The 18,441-nt window shown below is 75.5% G+C and carries 16 protein-coding genes; 8 read left to right on the forward strand and 8 right to left on the reverse strand.

Annotated features, from left to right (window positions below):
• Nucleotides 1-351 precede the first annotated feature (351 nt).
• Nucleotides 352-1,305: a transcriptional regulator gene (locus D476_RS0127525; RefSeq protein ID WP_026123920.1), complete on the forward strand. Its 954-nt coding sequence runs from the start codon at nt 352-354 to the stop codon at nt 1,303-1,305.
• Between the two features lie 85 nt (nt 1,306-1,390).
• Here D476_RS0127525 and D476_RS0127530 read toward each other — a convergent pair whose 3' ends face one another.
• Nucleotides 1,391-2,599: a damage-control phosphatase ARMT1 family protein gene (locus D476_RS0127530; protein ID WP_026123921.1), complete on the reverse strand. Its 1,209-nt coding sequence runs from the start codon at nt 2,597-2,599 to the stop codon at nt 1,391-1,393.
• 308 nt (nt 2,600-2,907) lie between these two features.
• Between D476_RS0127530 and D476_RS0127535 the strand changes: the two genes are divergently transcribed.
• The gene (locus D476_RS0127535; RefSeq protein WP_192826440.1) at nt 2,908-3,231 is read left to right on the forward strand and encodes a nucleotide pyrophosphohydrolase; all 324 of its coding nucleotides are present in this window, start codon (nt 2,908-2,910) and stop codon (nt 3,229-3,231) included.
• On the opposite strand, the gene D476_RS0127540 is transcribed toward D476_RS0127535, so the two are convergent.
• A complete protein-coding gene (locus D476_RS0127540) occupies nt 3,179-3,820 on the reverse strand; it encodes a hypothetical protein (protein ID WP_017627113.1) in 642 nt (213 codons plus the stop codon). The two genes, D476_RS0127535 and D476_RS0127540, sit on opposite strands and share 53 nt — an antisense overlap.
• A 49-nt stretch (nt 3,821-3,869) precedes the next feature.
• Nucleotides 3,870-6,059, reverse strand: a complete 2,190-nt coding sequence (locus D476_RS0127545; RefSeq protein WP_017627114.1) for an ADP-ribosylglycohydrolase family protein — start codon at nt 6,057-6,059, stop codon at nt 3,870-3,872.
• A gap of 288 nt (nt 6,060-6,347) precedes the next feature.
• Here D476_RS0127545 and D476_RS0127550 point away from each other — a divergent pair, with 288 nt between their 5' ends.
• Complete coding sequence (locus D476_RS0127550) at nt 6,348-6,818, forward strand: hypothetical protein (RefSeq protein ID WP_017627115.1); 471 nt, start codon at nt 6,348-6,350, stop codon at nt 6,816-6,818.
• A 23-nt stretch (nt 6,819-6,841) separates the two neighbouring features.
• On the forward strand, nt 6,842-8,488 hold the full coding sequence (locus D476_RS0127555; protein WP_239648843.1) for a carbamoyltransferase family protein: 1,647 nt from the start codon (nt 6,842-6,844) through the stop codon (nt 8,486-8,488).
• Here D476_RS0127555 and D476_RS0127560 read toward each other — a convergent pair.
• Nucleotides 8,475-9,338, reverse strand: a complete 864-nt coding sequence (locus tag D476_RS0127560) for a carbon-nitrogen hydrolase family protein (RefSeq protein WP_017627117.1) — start codon at nt 9,336-9,338, stop codon at nt 8,475-8,477. The genes D476_RS0127555 and D476_RS0127560 overlap by 14 nt on opposite strands.
• Nucleotides 9,339-9,764: 426 nt before the next feature.
• Here D476_RS0127560 and D476_RS0127565 point away from each other — a divergent pair, with 426 nt between their 5' ends.
• On the forward strand, nt 9,765-10,505 hold the full coding sequence (locus D476_RS0127565; RefSeq protein WP_017627118.1) for a hypothetical protein: 741 nt from the start codon (nt 9,765-9,767) through the stop codon (nt 10,503-10,505).
• On the opposite strand, the gene D476_RS39425 is transcribed toward D476_RS0127565, so the two are convergent.
• A complete protein-coding gene (locus D476_RS39425; RefSeq protein ID WP_017627119.1) occupies nt 10,461-10,910 on the reverse strand; it encodes a hypothetical protein in 450 nt (149 codons plus the stop codon). The genes D476_RS0127565 and D476_RS39425 overlap by 45 nt on opposite strands.
• A gap of 1,049 nt (nt 10,911-11,959) precedes the next feature.
• Between D476_RS39425 and D476_RS34785 the strand changes: the two genes are divergently transcribed.
• Nucleotides 11,960-12,697, forward strand: a complete 738-nt coding sequence (locus D476_RS34785) for a hypothetical protein (protein WP_017627121.1) — start codon at nt 11,960-11,962, stop codon at nt 12,695-12,697.
• A 111-nt stretch (nt 12,698-12,808) separates the two neighbouring features.
• On the opposite strand, the gene D476_RS0127580 is transcribed toward D476_RS34785, so the two are convergent.
• Entirely contained in the window at nt 12,809-13,909 is a 1,101-nt protein-coding gene (locus D476_RS0127580) for a hypothetical protein (protein ID WP_017627122.1), read from the reverse strand.
• 152 nt (nt 13,910-14,061) lie between these two features.
• Between D476_RS0127580 and D476_RS0127585 the strand changes: the two genes are divergently transcribed.
• Nucleotides 14,062-15,333, forward strand: a complete 1,272-nt coding sequence (locus D476_RS0127585; protein ID WP_017627123.1) for a sensor histidine kinase — start codon at nt 14,062-14,064, stop codon at nt 15,331-15,333.
• A 52-nt stretch (nt 15,334-15,385) separates the two neighbouring features.
• Nucleotides 15,386-16,036, forward strand: coding sequence for a response regulator transcription factor (locus D476_RS0127590; RefSeq protein ID WP_040727793.1), 651 nt, complete (start codon nt 15,386-15,388; stop codon nt 16,034-16,036).
• Between the two features lie 85 nt (nt 16,037-16,121).
• Here D476_RS0127590 and D476_RS0127595 read toward each other — a convergent pair whose 3' ends face one another.
• Entirely contained in the window at nt 16,122-17,075 is a 954-nt protein-coding gene (locus D476_RS0127595; protein ID WP_017627125.1) for a hypothetical protein, read from the reverse strand.
• Between the two features lie 20 nt (nt 17,076-17,095).
• Nucleotides 17,096-18,441 (reverse strand): hypothetical protein (locus D476_RS0127600; protein WP_017627126.1); only part of this gene is annotated, 1,346 nt, incomplete at its 5' end.

Below are 18,441 nucleotides of genomic sequence, written 5' to 3' on the forward strand. Positions count from 1 at the left end.
GTGATCCCGAGGTTCTCGTGGTTCCCACCGGCCCCGTCCCCTCCCTCACGGCCCCGGGCACGGCGGACCCGGCGCCCGCAGGCGCGGTCGGAGGGAAAAGGGCGACCCGGCGATGCTATCTCCCGCGTGCTCCGGTGTTTCCATCGCGTTCTCCCGCGGCGACGGGGCGGAGCGGCCTGATGCGGACAGGGGGACGGGGCCGGGGCCGGGGCACGGAGAACGGACAAGACGAGAATGCGGTATCGGCCCTCAAGAAATGCGGCGCCCGCGTTCGCCCTCCGCTCCGGCCGCGTTGTCCACAGGCGCCGAACCGCCCCGCCACGGCCGCCGGGGCCGCCGCACAGTCGTGGCATGCGAATGCGACCCAGCGAGATCAGCAATGTCATGAGCACCGCCGCCTCCCAGTACGGCCTGATCAGCCACAGGCAGGCGCTGTGCTGCGGGCTCGACGACACCCGCATCCACCGGCTGCTCCGCCGCAGGGAGTGGGTGTGCGCCCTGCCCGACGTCTACGCGGTGCGGCCGCTCTCGGCCGGGACCGGCTCCTCGCGGAGCGCGGACGGGATCCGGCTGCGCAGGGCGGTCAAGGCCGCCCAGCTCGCCCTGGGGCCCGCGGCCGTCGCCTCGGGGCCGACCGCGGCGCGGCTGTGGGGCATCCAGGGGCTCCCCCGGTGGAACGGGCGGGAGGTGCACATCGCCCTGCCCGCCCCCTGCGGGGGCGGCGCCGACCTGCCCGGGGTGCGCACCAGCACCCTGCTCGTCGGCCGGCACGAGGCCGACCGCAAGGACCGGCTGCGGATCACCTCGCCGGGGCGGACCCTGCGGGACACGGTGCCCACCGTCGACCGGGCCACCGCCGTCGCCCTCATGGACTCGGCGCTGTACCGGGGGCTGCTCACCTGGCGCGAGCTGCTGGCGCAGCCCCCGCTCAACGCCTGCCGCCCGGGGGCCGAGGCGTCCGAGGCGTGGTGGGGCCTGGCCGACCCGCGGGCGTCCACCCCGCTGGAGACCAGGATCCGGCTGCTGTGCACCGACGCCGGGCTCCCGCCCGACGACCTGTACCCCCAGGAGCTGGCCGAGGGCGGCGGCCCCGTTCCGGGCCGCCCGGTGCGGGCACCGCTGTGGTGGAGGAAGGGGGCGCTGATCGTCGACCCCGTCGGGGCCGTCCCGCCGCGCCTGCAGGAGGAGCTGGAGGCGGCGCGGCCGTCGGCGACCGTGCTCAGGCCCACCTGGGACGACCTGGCGCGGCCCGGCGCCCTGACCGGGGCGGTGGCGGCGGTGGTCGCGGCGGGGGCGGGCCCGTGACCGGGCCGCCCCGCCCCGCCCCCCCGGGGCGGCCCGGGCCCGGGGGGCCGGGGCACCGTCGGCGGGGTGCTCTCACCCCGCGACCTCACCCCGCGACCTGGACCACCGCGCAGCGCCCGCTCGTCCGCCAGCCGATGCCGCCCGCCTCCAGCTCGGCGGCGACGACCGGGTCCAGGCCCGTGACGGTGTCGGACTTGACCGTGCGCAGAGCCGCCACGGGGGAGGGGAAGCCGCCGACGGCCTCGGCGAAGGGCGTGGCCGGGTCCCACCAGCGGTCGCCGACCAGGCGCCGGTAGTTCAGGTCGCCCTTGACGACGGTGAGGGAGGAGGCGGCGAAGTCGGCCGCCAGGTCCTCGGGCATGGCGGAGTAGGCCAGGGGTGCGCAGGAGAAGGGGTGGGCGCGGACGGTGAGGGCGCCGTCCCGCATGGCCTCGCGGAGCCGCCCGCCGCACGCGGCGGCCTCCCCGCCGGCCCCGCGCAGGCGCCGGAGGGCGGCCAGCACGTCGGCCATGGTGGCGTCGGAGACGAAGTAGGGGTGGGGCTTGACGTGGAGCACGACCGAGCCGACACGCCGCGAGGCGAGCAGCAGGTCGATGAGGGCGAGGTCGGGCAGCAGCTCGCGGGCGGCGTTGTCGGCGACGAAGCAGACCCGTTCGGCGTCGCCGAGCAGTTCCCACAGCCGTCCGCTCTCGTCGGCGACCAGCCCCTCCCCCGCCGCGCCGCCCGCGTCGGCGCCGGAGCCGCCGGGTGAGCCTCCCCGCTCCGACAGGGCGAACCCGAGGTCCGCGCGGTTGCCCCACAGCGAGGACAGCAGCAGGGCCCGGTCCCGCTCCTCGGAGGGCAGGCGGGCGACGGTGTCCAGGGCCTGCATCTCCTCGTCGGCGTCGGAGGAGTGCAGCTCGGCGCTCTTGGAGGGCTCGAAGGGGTCGACCCCCTGCCAGGGCCCGGGGGCGAAGTACCCGACGGCACCGAGGAGGCGGCGGTAGAAGTAGCTCTCGGCCCAAAGGAACGGCAGCCCGGTCCAGGGGACCCCGGCGTGCTCGTCCATCCCCCAGGAGGCCCAGGCCCCGCGATCGTGCGCCTCGGCCCGCAGGGGCTGGACCGTGCCGGAGGTGATCTCCTCGAGCAGCAGGTCGAGTCTGCCCCGCTGCGCCGGTGTGTAGGGGTGCGCATCGCGGACCCGGGAGATGAGCGCGGGGTGCCGCTCGGTGAGCACACCCCGGGCGTAGGAGCCGGGCTCCCCGCCCATCACCACGGGGGCGCGGTCGCCCCCGTCCAAAGACGTCTCGGCCATGCCCCCCGGTCTACCGCGAACGCCCCGCCGCTGCCACCCGCCGCGCGACGCCGATGCGGGCGTGGTCCCCTCGCCCGAGCGGCGACCGCGCCCCGGGTGAGGCCACCGCATCCGCCGATTCCCCGGCCTCCGCACGTCGGATCCGTCGCCTTCCTCCTGCGGCCGCCGAGCGTATGCGGTCCCCGGCCCCCTCGGGCGGAGGTCGCGGACGCGTCCGGACCGGGGACGGCGCAGCCCCCGGGCGTTCCCGGCCGGGGCCCACGGAGGCGCTCGGCGGTGGTAAGGATGGTCGGGTGAGCATCTCATCCATGCAGGACCTCCTCGCCGACTTCGCCGAGCGTCGGGACTGGGGGCGCTTCCACACCCCCAAGAACCTCGCCATGGCCCTGGCCGGGGAGGCCGGTGAACTCGCGGCCGAGTTCCAATGGCTGGAACAGGACGAGGCCCGCCGCGTCATGGACGACCCGGACAAGGCGCACGCCGTCCGGATGGAGATGGCCGACGTCCTGAGCTACCTCCTGCGCATGGCCACGGTCCTGGACGTGGACCTGGAGGAGGCCCTCAAGGAGAAGACCGCCATCAACGAGGAGCGCTTCCCGCCCCGTCGGAGGGGAGAGGCCGCCTCGGAGTGAGGCGTCGGTTCCAGGGCGCCTCCAGCGGGGCCTCAGGGGCTTCGCCGGCCGCGACCCCCAGGTCCCGGCGCATCAGGGCGCGCAGGATGTCCAGGTCGCCCCACAGGTTCTCCAGTTCCTGCTGGGCGCGCTCGACGGACTCCTCCTCGCGCCCGGTGCCGTCGTTCAGGCGGCGGACCACCCCGTAGAGCCAGTTCAGCTCGGCGTTCACCCCGTGGGCGGCCGCCAGTACCCGGTCGGACGCCGTGAGCTGCAGTTCCGCATAGTCGTTCGCGAACGCGGCCCGCGTCTCGTCGAGCGTGGCCCACGGGTCCTCCGGGCGCTCCTGGCCGCGCAGGGCGTGCGTGCAGTGGCGGATCCGGGCGTGGAAGCGCCGGGCGGCCGCGTTGAACGCGATGTAGCACGCGCGGCGCGTGGCCAGGGCCTCGTCGGCCTGTGCGCGGGCGTGCTCGGCCGCTCGGGCCCGCTCCTCCCGGTCGATCTCCGCCCGGCGCGCCCGTGCCGCGAGGAGCTGGGTGAACACGGCGGACCCGAGGGTGCCCGCGATTCCCAGGACGGCGACGATGATGGCGATGGAGGAGTCGGTCACGATTTCCGGCGGCTCCGTTTCCGTGGCGGGGGGAAGGGGGCGGGGGCGGTCAGCGGCCGACCCACTCGGGGAGCGGCTCGGCTCGGGCGCGCCATTCGGTGGGGATCCCCTCGGCGCCCGTGCGCGCCGCCGCGACGCCCCCGGCGATGGCCGACGTCGTGTCCCGGTCGCCTCCGGCCTCCGCGCAGGTGCGCACCGTCGCGGCGAAGTCGTCCAGCCGGGTCGCCGCCGCCCACAGCGCGAACGGCACCGTGTCCGGTGCGCTCACCCGGGACCCCGTGCCCAGCGACCGGGCCGCGGTGTCGGACGGTGCCTGCATCAGGTTCCTCGCCTGGATCAGGCCCTCGCGCACCTGGCCCCCCGGCGTCTGCTCGATCGCGGCCTCCAACAGCTGCTCTCCGGTGGCGCCGGGGATGCCCGCGGCCGCCGACGCCGCGACCGCGACGGCCACCGCCCCGGCGACCCCCTCCTCGTGGGTGTGCGTCACCCGGGCCGACCGCGCCGCCTCGTCCCGGGCGCGCGCGAGGTCCCCGGCGAAGTACGCCCCCAGCGGTGCGACCCGCATCGCTGCCCCGTTGCCCCAGGAGCCTCCGCCGCCGAACTGCGCCTCGGCCAGCTCTTTCCAGTGCTCGCCCTGCCGGACCCGCTCCAGCAGTTCGAGGGTGGCCGCCCCGTACTTGCGCCCGGAGTCGAAGTGCTCGGCGAACGACCGCGCCAGGGCGCCGGGGTCCACGCGCCCCGAGCGCAGCAGCACATCCGCGATGGAGCACGCCATCAGGGTGTCGTCCGTCCACCGCCAGGGTGCCGGAGGCAGCTCCCTTCCGGCGTTCCGCGCCACGGCGGGGGAGAAGTGCCAATCCCCGAACCCGTCGCCCACCGCGAGCCCGAGAAGGGACGACCGCAGGTGTGTGCGCGACGTCCTGCCGCCGGGGGCGGCGATGTCCGGAGGGAGCGGGAAGTCGCCCCCGTACGCCTGCTGCCGGGAGCCGCGCTTCCTGCTCTGGCTGTGCCCGCTCATGTACGTCGCCTTGGCGGCGCGCGCCGCGTCGTCCATGCGCGCGCTCCGGGCCAGCAGGTCCAGCTCGGCGACCTGGTCGGCCACCTGCAGGGCCATGTCCTCGGGCGCGTCCCCGATGCGGGTGTTCAGCTCCTGCCGCGCGCTCTCCAGCTCGGCCGCGGCCGAGCCCCTGTCGCCGCGCCGCAGCGCCTCGCTCGCGCGCCTTTTGGCCTCCTGCGCCTTCTGGTAGGCCTTCTCGGTGCTGACGGCCGGGTCGGCGATCCGCTGCGCCGCCTCGTCACCGGGGACGACGTTCACCGGGACGGGCATGGTCACCGTGTAGGTGTCCAGTTCGGCCGGGTCGACATAGGTCACCTCCAGGGTGGCCACGGTCACGGGTCCCGGGGCGGCGATGCCCGACACGTCCAGCCGCATCAGCAGCCGGCGGTGCTCCCCCGAGTAGAAGTCCCCCAGCTCCACCACGATGTCCCCGTCGGGGAGCCGGTCCGCGGGCAGCCCGCCGAGCATGTCGACCGACCGGACGTGGGGACCGGTCCGCACCCGCAGCGACGCCGCCTGCGCCGTCTTGGCCAGCAAGTGCTCGACCTCGCCCTGGAGCAGCCCGACGGCGGTGTCCGGGTCCTCGGCGAACAGGGCGTCGCCCGCCCCGCCGTCGGCCACCGCGCCCAGCAGCGCCTCGTCGTAGCCCAGCCCGTACCCGACGGTGGTGGTGGCGACCCCGGCCCCGTAGGCCGTCCGCGCGATCTCGGCCAGCCGGTCCGGGTCGGTCACCCCCTGGTTGGCGTGCCCGTCGGAGACGAGCAGCAGCGTCGCCCCCTGGTCGCCCGAGGCGCGCCGGGCCTCCTGGACACCGCGCATCAGCCCGCTGGACAGGTCGGTGGAGCCGCCCGCGCGCAGCCCGCGGATGAGCTCCTTGACCGCGGCCTTGTCGGCGAGCGGACCGGCCGGGACCAGCGCCTGCGCCTGGTCGGAGAAGACCACCACCCCGAACCGGTCCGCGGGGTCGAGGCGGTCCACCAGGGACGCCAGCGCCCGCACCGCCCCGGCGAGCCTGCCCCCGGCGTGCATCGACCCGCTGCGGTCCAGCACCACCTGCAGCGTCGACGGCGCGCGGTCCTCGTCCTCGCTCCGCTCCGGGGCGGTGATGTCGAGCAGGACCGCGACCTCGTCGCCGGTGTCCAGGGGGACGGCGTCGAACTCGAGGAGGGCGGAGACGTGCACAGCTCGTCCTTCCAGAGGGGGGAACCGGGATGGGGGACGTCACCGACCATGGTGCCCCAGAGCGGGGAGCCGTCCCGCCCGCCGCGGTGGCACGAACCGGCCAGCGGTCCGGCTCCCCACGGGGCGGCGTCCGGGGCGGGGCCCGAGCGCCCCGAGAAAGGAGAGCGACGGAAGGGGACGGGGCGGCCCTCCGACCGGAAGCGGATATTCCGACAGGAAAAAGGACTCTGGAATCGCAGCGGCCGCCCGGTGCTACGATGCGGCTCCGCGAATCGGCGAGGAGGGTGCATGCACAGCTCCCAAGCGGAACTCGTGTGGCAAGGGCGCATTCATCTCGGAGACGAGCCGGGCGTCTACGGGGACGCGGAGTATTCCGGGCTCGCCATGGAACTCCCGCTCACGCTGGCCAAGACCGACCCGAACGGCCCCGACACCACCACGCTGCGGCTGAGGACCCAGGACGTGGCCACCTTCGGCGGATATCCGGGGCATGCGGTCACCGTCATCCTCTACGAGGAGGACCAGCCGAACCATTTCACCGAGACGGTGCTTTCGAGCGCCCTGCTGACGAGTGCCGCCAACAATAAGATCGATGTCCCCATCGACTTTTCCGGTGCCGCCCTTCCCGCTCGGGTGAGCGTCCGGGTGCGCGTCGACACCGAGGTCCCGCCGGGCCTGTACGACGATTTCGTCGTCGTCCGCCTGGAGAACAAGTCGCCGCAGTTCACATTCGTCGCCTCGCTGGGGTTCACCGCCTGAGGGCGGTGAAGGGGGTGTCGGCCGTGGGCCCGGTCCTGCCCGTCCTGGTGCACACCCACGCCAGCTCCTGGCACGACGGGGGCGCGGCCCTGCTGGAGCCCGGCGGGGGGATCACCGCGCTGGCCTCCGAGCGCGTCGGCGAACGGCGCAAGCACTGCTGGGACTCCCGCCCGGCCTACCGCCACCTGCGCTCCCTTCCGGCCTACCGGGGGCTCTTCGGCGGCCCCGGCGACCTCGCGGTGGACAACTCCGGCGGTCTGGTCCGCGAGGGACACCACCGCTACCACGCCGCGGGCGCCTTCTACGGCTCCGGCTTCCCGGACGCGGCGGTGCTCGTGGTGGACGGCCAGGGCGACTGCGGGGGGCTGCTCACCGGGACCTCCCTGTGGAGGGCGGGCCCAGACGGCCTGGAGGCGGTGGAGCGGTTCTCCACCACGGACGGGGACTTCGTCGCCGACTCGCTCGGCCACTTCTACACGGCCGTCGGCGCGTTGGCGGGGGCGGGACGGCTGCACGAGGAGGGCACCACGATGGCGCTGGCCGCCCACGGGCGGCCCTCGCGCTTCACACCGATGGTGCGGGAGTGGGCCGGGACCGCCGCGGACGGCACCTACCGGGTGGACCCGCGCTTCACCCGGGCGGTGCTCGCCAACACGATGGGGCGGTGGTACTTCGGCTGGCCCGCCCCCGCCCCGCGCGAGCAGGCCGTGTGGGACGCCTTCGCCGCGGCGCGCGGGCGGCCCGTGCGGGCCGGGCGGTTCGGCCGGGACGACATGGACATCGCGCACGCCGGGCAGAAGGTGCTGGAGGAGATCCTGCTGGGCCTGGTGCGCCGGGCGCACCGGCTGGTCGGCGGCGACCGGCTCTGCCTGGCGGGCGGGGTCGGCCTCAACTGCGTGGCCAACGCCCGCATCGTCCGCGAGGGGCCGTTCGGCGCAGTGTTCGTCGGGCCCGCGCCGGGCGACGACGGCCAGGCGCTGGGCAAGCTGATGCTGGAGGTGCACCGGCGCGGCCTGCCGGTCGACACCGCCCTGCGCACCGCCTACCTGGGGCCGCGCTACGGGCCGGAGGCGGTCGGGGCGGCGCTGGGGCGGGTCGCCGACCGCGTGCGGCACGCCCGGCCGACCGGGGCCGCCCTGGTCGAGGAGGCGGCGGAGCGGCTGGCCGCGGGCCAGGTGCTCGGATGGTGGCAGGGGCGGTCGGAGCTGGGCCCCCGGGCGCTGGGGCACCGCAGCATCCTGGCCGACCCCCGGCGCCCGGGGATGCGCGGCCGCATCAACGGGTCGGTCAAACGGCGCGAATGGTTCCGCCCTCCGGCGCCGATGGTGCTCCAGGAGCGGGCCGCGGACTTCTTCGACCTGGACCGGCCCACCCCGTTCATGGAGCTGGCCGTCCCGGTGCGGCCGGAGCGGCGCGCGCTGATCCCGGCGGTGGCCCACGTCGACGGCAGCGCCCGGGTCCAGACCGTCCGCCGCGACCAGGACGAGCGCTGCCACCTGCTGCTCCGGCGCTTCGAGGCGCACACCGGGGTGCCGGTCCTGCTCAACACCTCGTTCAACCGCAGGCACGAGCCGCTCGTCGAGACCCCGGACGACGCCTGCCGGGCCTTCCTCGCGATGGACCTGGACGCCCTGGTCCTGGGCGACCGCCTGGTGGTCAAGCGCGGCTGAGCGGGTGCGGCGGGGGAGGCGGGGCGCCGATGAGGGCGCGGCGCGCCTCGGACCAGGCGCGCAGCAGCTCGGGTCGCAGGGCGCGCAGGACCAGGGCGTCGGCGTCGGCCGGGGCCGAGACGTCCGTGCCGTCGGGCAGGAACACCGCGCTGCGGCCCAGGTAGACGGTGCCGTCGGGGTCGGTCCCGTGCCGGTTGCAGAAGACGCTGACCACCTGGTTCTCCACGGCGCGCGCCCGGTGGAGGATGCGCAGCAGGTCCACGGAGACCGCCGAAGGGCTCAGGACGGCCGCGGCCCCCTCGGCCGCGGCCGCCCGGGCCGGCCCCGGGTCGGCGATGTCCATGCAGATCTGCACCGTGCAGGGCAGACCGGCGACGCCGACGACCCGGTGCCCGGCGGCACCGGGGGTCAGGGCGGCCCGCTCGGCCCCGAACAGCCGCACCTTGTCGTGGACGGCGCGCGGCCCGTCCGGGCCGATGACGACCGCCCGGTTGACCCGCCCCCGGGAGCACTGCACGGGCAGGCTGCCGACCAGGCGCAGGCGCCGGTCGGCGGCGGCCTCGGTGAGCGGACGGAGCACGTCGGCCAGCCCGCCCGCTGGGAAGCGCTCCCCGGGGCCGCGGTAGGCGCCGAGGAAGAACTCGGGCAGGACGATGACGGCGTCCCGGGCGCCGTCGAGGGCGGACCGGACGGCGGCGATGTTCTCCTGAGCGCTGCGCTCCCCGGGGGCGAACTGGAAGAACCCGATCCGGACGGCGGGGCCGGAGCCGTCCGGGGGCCCGTCGGCGGGCCCGATGTCGTGGCCGGTTTCGTGACCGGACGGGGCGGGGGACTCGGGGACGTGTGTCACGGGTTCTCGGGGCCTCGGGCGTCACGGTGCCGGACTCCGGCACGGGGCCGCGGACGTCGTTCCCCGCCCGCGTCCGTGGGGACGGGGAAGGGGCGGCGGCGCGGGGGATACGGATACGGATCACGGTCGGAACGGACGGTGCGGCCGCGTGCCGAGCGGTCGTTCCCCGGCCGGTTCCGGCCCGCAGGTCGCGCCCGTCGGCGTGGCGTCATTCCCGTTCGACCCTGGTGTGCGGGGTGACGGGCGGCACCGCTCCGGCGGACGCCGTTCGACCGTACCGTCGGTAATGCTAGGCGGCTCCCGCCCCAGGGGCCACCGGACGCACCGCCCAGGGCGTCCGGAGCGTCCGGGCGCCGCGCGCCGTGCCCGGCGAGGGCCCGCCGGAATCCCCTGCGGGCGGGGGAGCGATCCGGCACACTTGGGCCGGTGCGGACTGATGGTGAGGTCGATACCCGTGAGGGGCGCGCCGACGCGCTCCTGCCTTTCGCCCGCCGCCTCGTCGGCGCCCTGGAGGAGGGGTGCGGGGGCGGGGCGCAGGCCCCCGGCCGGGTGCGCCATGTCCGGCTCCGCGTGCTCGGTGTGCCCGCGCTGCTCCTGTTCCGCCCCGACGCCGCCGAAGTGCGCAGGCGCGTCGACACGGGGCAGCCGCCGATCCTGCGGCTGGGCGTGCTGGAGGCCCTGATGGGCCTGCCCCTCGGGGAACCCGTCCCCGACAAGGCCCTGACCGAACGGGAGAGGTACCTGCTGCGGGCGGCGCCGCGCGCCGCCCTGCGCAGAGACGGCCCAGACGTCGTCCGCCTGGCCTCGGCCCCCCTGCGGGTGGAGATGGTCGTGGTCGAGGCGCCCTCATGGCGCACCGCCCTGCGCCGCGCCGGACGCTTCCCGCCGACCAGCGCGCGCGTCGCGGTGGCCGGTCGGCGCCCCAGGGACGGCACCGTGGCCGCCTATGAGGCCGACTACTACGGCATCGGTCTGGGCGCGCGGTGCCGCGGCGGCACGGGCGAGGGCGGCGGCGTGTGCGCTCTCGTGGCCCCGGCGCCCGGACTCCGCCGCCACACGGCGGTGACGTGGAAGTTCTCCGAGCTCGTGCTGGCCGGGGCGGGTGAGGCGGAGGTCCTGGCCTCAGCGGCGCCGGGAACGGGCGCCGCTTCCCGCCCACACCCGTAGCGCCGGGGGCGGCTTGAGGGGGTTGTCCGGACGTCCGACGTTGGCCGCCGCGAGCGTGGGGAGGGCGCGCTCGCAGCATCCGCCCCAGCGCCTTCCGGCCTCGTTCTCGTCCGGGGCCGCCATGACGTAGTCCCAGATCATCGACCAGGCGGCGTGGTTGTGCCGGTGTGCGTCGGCTCTGTCGGCGGAGTCGGTGAACGTGGTGAGCGGGCGCAGGCCGTCGGCGGTGCCGTTGGCGGCGCCCCACTCCCGGCACGGGGCGCAGTGGCACCGGGGCACGTCGGTGGCCCCCTCGAAGGCGGCGGCGAGCGTTTCGCCGTAGTGGTAGCTCAGCGCGCGCGGGAAGAGGACGGCCGGGTCGCGCCTGGGACGCGGGGCACCGCCGCCCCCCCGGCACCGGCCCATGGCGTGCGGACGGGGAGTCGCCCACGGCGGCGAACCCGGCACCGTGCACCATTGCGTCCAGCGCCGCCATGTCGGAGCGGAGCAGGCCGATCCCGGGGACGGAGGAGACGACCTCCCGGAGATTGCGGGCCGCGCTCATCGTCGAGAGCGGATCGCGCGGCGCGCACAGGATGAGCGCCTTGGGGAGCGGGATCCGGGGGAGCAGCGCCATCAGGTGGTGGTGCCGCGCCCCTCGCAGCCAGCCCATGTCGAGGGGCAGGGCCAGCAGGACGTCATCGCCCCTGATGTCCGAGGCGCGTTCGGCGACCGCCTCCAGCGATGCGCGGTCCCCGGCCTTCAGGTAGCCGGTGGGGGTGAGGGCCATGGTGGCCTTCCGCTTGCGCTGGCGCTCCAGTTCCTCCTCAAGCCCGTCCTCGATCAGGAGCGACCCCTGTCCGGTGACGAAGGGGCGTTCGGGCGTGGCGGCGTGCTTCTCGTAGGCGGAGGGGTCGATGAGCACGGGCCCGGGGAACCCGCGCTCGCGCAGAGCCCCGGCCGCGTTGTCGGCGGCCTTCCGGCCGCAGAAGACGAGTCCGCCGTCGACCGGGGAGACGTCCGCGAGCGGAGCGGGCCGGGCCGTCTTGACCTGGAGCAGGACATGCCCGTCCAGCGCGGGCGGGACGGTTCCGGAGGCGGGGGCGCCGGAGGGGAGCAGGGGCATCACGGCCTCCTCGCGAGCGCGCGGTCGCGCCCTGGGCACGGGGGAGCGCGGAACAGGGGGCTGCACACGGGGTCGGTCGCCGGGCGTTCAGGGCGGTCACCGTGGTGATGCCCGAGCGCGCGCGGCAGGCGGGCCGCTGGCGCGATGCGGTCACGGACCGAGACCAAGGTGTGCCCACGGGGTAAGGCCCTCCCGGTGGGCCGACGGGATGTCCGCACACGGGATCGCCCCCGGCTCCGTCCGCCGATGTTCCTTCAATGATTCGTCATGAGGCGTGTCCGAGAACGGAGGCGGGGATCCGCCCTCGGAACATTGACTCGTTGTGCATAAAACACCACAAGGAGTCATTATGGAGATCTCTCTGCGGACGGAACCACTCCGGAAGCCCGCCCGTGCCGCCGTCGGAGCCCTGCTCGCGGCAGGGGCGATGTTCGCCGCGCTGGGGACGGCGGTGCACCCCGCTGCGGCGGACACCCCCGGCGATCCGCCCGGAGACAACGGCACGGTGAAGGTGGTCGACCCGGAGGACCCGTCCACGGGCAACGCCAATGAGCCGCATGTGTGCACGTTCACGTTCGTCGGCTCCGGCTTCGACAAGGCCCAGGAGGTGAGCTGGGAGGTCGACGAGTGGGCTCCGGGCGGAGACAAGGGCACGCAGGTCCTCTCCGGAGCGCTGACGATCGGGGACGACGGCAGCGGTGAGACCCAGGTGTACGAGCTTCCGGACGGCCACTACAAGCTGTTCTGGAACTTCGAGGGTGAGCACGGCAAGGCCAAGCAGAAGGTCTTCTGGGTCGAGTGCGACAACGGCGACGACAACGGCGACGGAAACGGCGACAACGGCGACGGCGACGGAAACGGCGATGACGGCAACGGAGCCAACGGCGGCAACGGTGACGGAAACGGCGCCGATGCGGGCGGCGACGGCCCCCGCGACGGCGCCGCGGGAGAGGACGGCACCCTCCCGGTCACCGGTACGGGTCCGGACCTGACGGCCGCCGGGATCGCCCTGGTGTGCGCCGGGGCCGCGCTCCTGGTCCTCACCGTCCGCCGCACCGCGGTCCGCGGGCCCCGGAGCGGGCGCTGAGGTCGGCGTAGAAGAAGGAAGCAGCGGGCCTGGGACTTCCCGACGGGCGCCGCACACCGACGGGCCGCGGGGCGGCTCTTCACCGTCCCGCGGCCCGTTCCCGCGGTGCGCTCACCGGAACGACTCGGGGAACCCCTCTCCGCACGCGGCGCACTCGGCGCGGCGGCGGACCCAGTAGGCCCCGGTCGCCACCGCCAGCGCCGCGCCCCACACCAGCATCGACGCGAACGCCGCCTCGTGCACGGGGTTCGGGCCGCCCGGGGCGTCCGCGGTGAAGAACCGCCCGGTCAGCCACGCGGCGGGGACCACCTTGCCCAGCGACACCAACGCCAGCGCCACCAGGGTCGCGGGCACCACCGCCAGCGACACCGGCACACGCCGACCCGCCAGGCCGACCATCCAGCGGGGGAAGCGCACCCCCCACCGCTGCACCAGGCCGAGCATCAGCACCGAGCCGCCCATCGCGCCTGAGGCCAGCCCCATGCCGACGACCAGGAGACCGGTATCGGGGGTGAACCCCTGCTCGGTCCCGAGGCCGGGGTAGTACCCGAACAGCCACGGGATACGGATCGAGGGGTAGACCAGCGCCGCCGCCACGGCCACCGCCACCGCGATCCGGCCGGTGCGCAGCGCCGCCGCCCGGATGCGCTCCTCCTGTTCCCGGGTCCGGCCCCCGTCCCGTCCGCACGCCGTGCAGGAGCCGCGCTGCACGCGCAGCCCGACCAGGCCGCTGACGCCCCACAGCGCCGCGCCCAGCGCGCAGTACATCAGGAACAGGTTCTCCGCCGAGGTCATGTGCTCCACGTAGGCGGTCGGAAGCCCGGGCAGCGCCCACCCCGCGACGATGACGACCGGCGTGTACCCCAGCGCCGTCAGCAGCGAGCCCTGCAGGGGGACCAGCACGATCACCCCTGCCATCAGCAGCGCCGTCACCGACGCCGCCCGCCCCGCCACCCCGGATGGGGCGCGGACGAGCACCGTTCCGCAGGCCGTGCCCAGCGCGCCCAGCGCCAGCATGAAGGCCGTTCCCACCGCGGGGTCGAACGCGTTGAGCACCGCCCCGATGTTCACCGCGTCGGTCCGGGAGAACGGGTGCGGGAGCACCTCCGCCGCCCACGCCAGGGACAGGAGCGCCGCCCCGACCGCCCATGCCAGCGCCGCGGGGAACGCCCACCTCCCCGCGCTCCTCCTCGTCGGTGCCTCTACCGCCATGGCCGCCTCCCCGTGTCGTGGCCGCTATCGCCGCCGTGTCTTCCGCTTTCGACACTCCCGGGAAAGCGCGCCGACGGCCTCCCGCAGCGCGGTGAACCGCGTCCCCCGGGCGAGGGAAGCGCCGGTCCCCCGCGGCGTGCCACGATCACGGTGTGGGGATCCTCCGCGCCGCCGCCGCGCCGCTCGCCTCCGCCCGCACCTACACCCGCTGGGTGTACCTGGTCCTGGGCGGCGCGCTGTTCATGCCCTTCTTCATCGCGGTCCTGGTCCTGATGACCCTGGTGACGCCGTGGGGGCCGACGCCCGGAGCGGACCAGAGCGGCCTCGGCGCCGAGGGCTTCGCCGGAACGGCCGTGGCCGCGCTCCTCGGCGGGCTGACGGGGTTCATCCCGGGGGTGCACGCGGTCCAGGCCCAGATCGCGCGCAGCCTGCTCGGCGGGCCGCTGGCCGACGAGCCCCGGCTCGCGGGCGCCGACTGGCGCACCCGGGCGCGCGGCTCCTGCTGGCTGGCGCTGCTGTTCGCGGTCGGTCTGGCCGTGTCCATCGCGACCATGGTGGTGCTCACCGACGCGGCGTCGCTGGCGCTGATCCCCCTCCTCGGCGAGGCCCCCGACCTGGGCCAGCGCATCATCCTGGTGAACTGGAACCCGTCCGGGGCCGAGCGCTGGGCGGCCCCCTTCGCCGGCGCGGGGCTGCTGGTGCTGTTCATCTACGCGGTGGCGCTGCTCGGCGCGGCCGCCTCCCGCCTGGCGCGGCCCTTCCTCGGGGCCTCGACGGCCGACCGGCTCGCCGCGGTGCGGGCGCGCGCCGCCGACCTCGGCGAGCGCAACCGGCTCGCCGCCGAACTGCACGACTCGATCGGCCACGCGCTGTCGGTGGTCGCGCTGCAGGCCGGGGCGGCCTCCCGGGTGATCGACAGCGACCCCGGCTTCGCCCGCGGAGCGCTGGAGGCCATCGCCGAGCAGGCCCGCACCGCCACGGCCGAACTGGACCACGTGCTCGGCCTGCTGCGCGAGAACCCGGGCGAGAGGGCCCCTCAGCGCGCCCTCGCCGACGTCCCGCACTTGGTCGAGGCGGCCCGGTCGGCGGGGACCGAGGCCGAGTACACCGCGGCCGGCCCGGTGGGGGAGGTGCCGCCCGCGGTCGCGCGGGAGCTGTACCGGATCTGCCAGGAGGGCGTGACCAACGCGCTGCGCCACGGGACGGGCGGCCCCATCCGGGTGCGGGTGGAGGCCGCCGACGACACGGTGCGCGTCGAGGTCGCCAACCCCTGCGCCGGGCGTCGGCCGCGCCGCCGCGGCGGCGGCAGGGGGCTGGAGGGCGCCCGGGAGCGGGTCGGCCTGCTGGGCGGCGACCTGCGGGCGGGGGCCGAGGACGGGGTGTGGCGGCTGGTGGCGGACATCCCGTGGAAGAGTGGCCGGTGACGGCGGAGGCATGCGGCCGATGGCCCACGAGGGACGGGACGGCGGGGCGGCGATGATCTCGGTTGCGCTGGTCGACGACGAGGCGCTGGTCAGGGCGGGGCTGGGAGCGCTCATCCGGGCCGAGCCCGACATGGAGGTGGCGGGCGAGGCCGACGACGGCGACGCCGCCCTGGACCTGGTGCGGCGCACCCGGCCGGACGTGGTGCTGATGGACGTGCGGATGCCGCGCCTGGACGGTATCCGGGCGACATCGGAGCTGGTGCGCCGGGACCGGCCGCCGAAGGTCCTGGTGGTCACGACCTTCGAGAACGACGACTACGTCTACGGCGCCCTGCGGGCCGGGGCCGCGGGCTTCCTGCTCAAGCGCAGCAGGCCCGAGGACATCCTGGCGGCGGTACGGGTGGTGCACACCGGCGACTCGCTGCTGTTCCCGGAGGCGATCCGGTCATTGGCGGCCGCACACGCCGACGGTGCGGGACCGGCGGCCAAGGCGGTCGCGGGGCTGACCGAGCGCGAGGCCGACACCCTGAAGCGGATGGCGCGGGGATTGTCGAACGCCGAGATCGCGGCCGAGGCGTTCGTGGGTGTGGAGACGGTGAAGACGCACGTGTCCAACATCCTGGCGAAGCTGGGCGTGCGGGACAGGACGCAGGCGGTGATCGCCGCCTACGACTCGGGCCTGGTCCGCGCCGGGCGGCGGTGAGGCGCGGACGGCGGGCGCCGCGCGGCCACGACGGAACCACGTCGGAACGGGTGCGGCGCACACGTCCCGGCGGACGCCCGTCCCCTCAGCCGCGCTCGTCCGGAAGCAGGTGCTCGACCCCCGCCAGGACCTCCAGCAGGCGGCCCCGCAGCTCGGCGCCGCGTTCGGCGAAGGACCGCTGGCCCTCCAGGTACTCGGCCTTGCCCTCCGCCGTCTCGATCCGGACCGGCGCGTACCCGTGCGCCTCCAGGTCGTACGGGGACGCCCGCATGTCCAGGACCCGGATGTCCTTCGCGAACACGAAGCAGTCCGCGACCAGTTCGGACGGCACCAGCGGGGACAGCTTGTACGACCACTTGTACAGGTCCATGTTCGCGTGCAGGCACCCCGGCTGGTCCAGGTCGGCCTGGCCCTCCCGGGTGGGCCGCAGCCGGTTCAGCGGCCGCGCCTCCTCGGTGAAGAACCGGAACGCGTCGTAGTGCGAGCACGTGATCCGGTGCGACTCCACCACCGCGTCCGTTCCCTCGCGCCCCAGGCGCAGCGGCACCGCGGAGTGCCGCACCTGCTCCTGCCCCAGCCGGTACACCATGGCCCACTCGTGCAGGCCGAAGCACCCCAGGTGCACCGGGCGACCCTGCACGGCGCGCAGCAGCCGCAGCACGAACGCGACCGTCGGGCCCTTCTTGGCCAGGAACGCCGGGACGTCCAGCTCCGCGGCGACGGTGCCGGGCGCATCCGCCGCGCCCGCGGCCTCTGCGGCGCGGTACCACCGCGCCCCCTCGGGGTCCATCCGGGCCAGTGCCACCCCCGCCCCGGGGTGCCAGCGGCGGAGCTGCGCGGGCTTGTGGCTGTAGTAGGTGAACAGGAAGTCCTCGACGGGGTGCTTCACACCGGCCGCCCTGCGCTCCAGGTGGCCGGAGACGAGGGCGTCCACGCGCGCGTGGTGGCGGGCCTCGCGCCCGCGCCACTCCTCCTCGGGCAGCACGCGCGGCGCCTGCCCGGGGAGCACGCGGGTGCCCGCTTCCGTCGGGGTCTGCATGCCTCCGAGGGTACGAGCGCTCAGTTGGTGCCCTGAACCGGCAGGTGGCGCCCCAGGTATCCGATGTAGATGCGGTTGGTGGTGTCCGGCCCCAGGTCGCTGTAGAAGTACAGGCGGGGGCAGATCCCGTACTCGCTGTCGAGCTTGATGTGCGCGTACATCGGCACCTCGCCGGTGGGGGAGACCTCCTCCGGCACCTTGAACACCCGCTTGTCGCTGAGCTTGTCCCGGTTGCGCACCGTGTCGCTCTCCCGGGACGCCAGCCGCTTCACCGGAACCGCCCGGTAGCCGTTCGGCGGCTCCCGCAGGTAGTCGTGGAAGCCCAGCCCCGAGCCCGGGTTGGCCAGCTGGTAGCGCGCGTAGTCGTCCAGGGCCAGCAGCGCCTCCCACGCGCGCGTGACCCACAGCTTCTCCTTGCGGCTGCCGGTCAGCTCCCGCACGGTGTCGCGGTCCTCGATGGTGAAGTACAGGTGCGGGAAGTTGCTGCGGTCGGTGATCCGCTCCAGCAGCTCCTCCACGGTGCGGGGCGGCCCGAGCGGGCGGTCCGGCGGCGGGTGCTCCCCGGCCAGCCGGTGCAGCCCCTCCTCGTGCAGCCGCTCGCGCAGCCACTCCAGCTCGCCGGTGACCGTGTGCAGGGCGGCCCGCGCGTTGTGCAGGTCCTCGGTGGCGTCGGCCAGCTCGGCCGCCAGCCGCTCGCGCTCCTTGGCCTGTTCGGTGCTGCGCACACTGAGCCGCTTGGCCTCGGAGCGCAGCCGCTCGGCGTCGCGGGCCTGGTCGGCCAGCCGCGACTTGAGCAGCGGGACGAGGTCGGTGCCGTGCGGCCCGGTGGTGGCGGGGGCGACCGGCGCCGAGGCCGCCCCGTTCTCCTGCTCGCGCAGGTAGGCGTCGAGCTCCTCCTCGTTGAGGAGGGTGTCGATGTCGCGCAGCTCGGCGGGCAGCGGCGAGTCGACCGCGGTGTCGCGCACCGACCGCGCCAGCGCCCTGCTCACCCACGGCCGCACCCGGGCCCCCTCGCGGGCCGCGTCCAGGGTGTGCGCCGACATGCGGGGGTGGCGCTGGGCGTCGGCCCAGTCGTCGGGGTCGACGCCGGGCAGGAAGGTGCGCACGCCGCCCGCGGGCACGTCCGCGGGCGGGGGCAGCAGTACCGAGAGCCGCTCGTGGGCGGCGGCGTCGAGGACGTACCCGGCGCACATCCCGGCCGAGCGGGAGAGCACCGCGGCCATGGCGTCCCGCCAGGCGGCGACGGTCATGTCGGCCGGGGGGCCGAACACGACGACGGCCAGGCGGCGGGCCGGGTCGGCGATCGCGTCGGCGAGCGCCTGGACCGCGGCGGCGTCGCGGCCGCGCACGATGGCCGGCTCGGCGG

The organism is Nocardiopsis chromatogenes YIM 90109 (assembly GCF_000341185.1).
Taxonomy (GTDB): Bacteria; Actinomycetota; Actinomycetes; order Streptosporangiales; family Streptosporangiaceae; genus Nocardiopsis_A; species Nocardiopsis_A chromatogenes.

Bases quoted from the DNA above. Each gene is read 5' to 3' on its own strand.
- D476_RS0127525 (WP_026123920.1), top strand. From the start codon at position 352: ATGCGAATGCGACCCAGCGAGATCAGCAATGTCATGAGCACCGCCGCC.
- D476_RS0127530 (WP_026123921.1), bottom strand. From the start codon at position 2,599: ATGGCCGAGACGTCTTTGGACGGGGGCGACCGCGCCCCCGTGGTGATG.
- D476_RS0127535 (WP_192826440.1), top strand. From the start codon at position 2,908: ATGCAGGACCTCCTCGCCGACTTCGCCGAGCGTCGGGACTGGGGGCGC.
- D476_RS0127550 (WP_017627115.1), top strand. From the start codon at position 6,348: ATGCACAGCTCCCAAGCGGAACTCGTGTGGCAAGGGCGCATTCATCTC.
- D476_RS39425 (WP_017627119.1), bottom strand. From the start codon at position 10,910: ATGGGCCGGTGCCGGGGGGGCGGCGGTGCCCCGCGTCCCAGGCGCGAC.
- D476_RS34785 (WP_017627121.1), top strand. From the start codon at position 11,960: ATGGAGATCTCTCTGCGGACGGAACCACTCCGGAAGCCCGCCCGTGCC.
- D476_RS0127580 (WP_017627122.1), bottom strand. From the start codon at position 13,909: ATGGCGGTAGAGGCACCGACGAGGAGGAGCGCGGGGAGGTGGGCGTTC.
- D476_RS0127590 (WP_040727793.1), top strand. From the start codon at position 15,386: ATGATCTCGGTTGCGCTGGTCGACGACGAGGCGCTGGTCAGGGCGGGG.
- D476_RS0127595 (WP_017627125.1), bottom strand. From the start codon at position 17,075: ATGCAGACCCCGACGGAAGCGGGCACCCGCGTGCTCCCCGGGCAGGCG.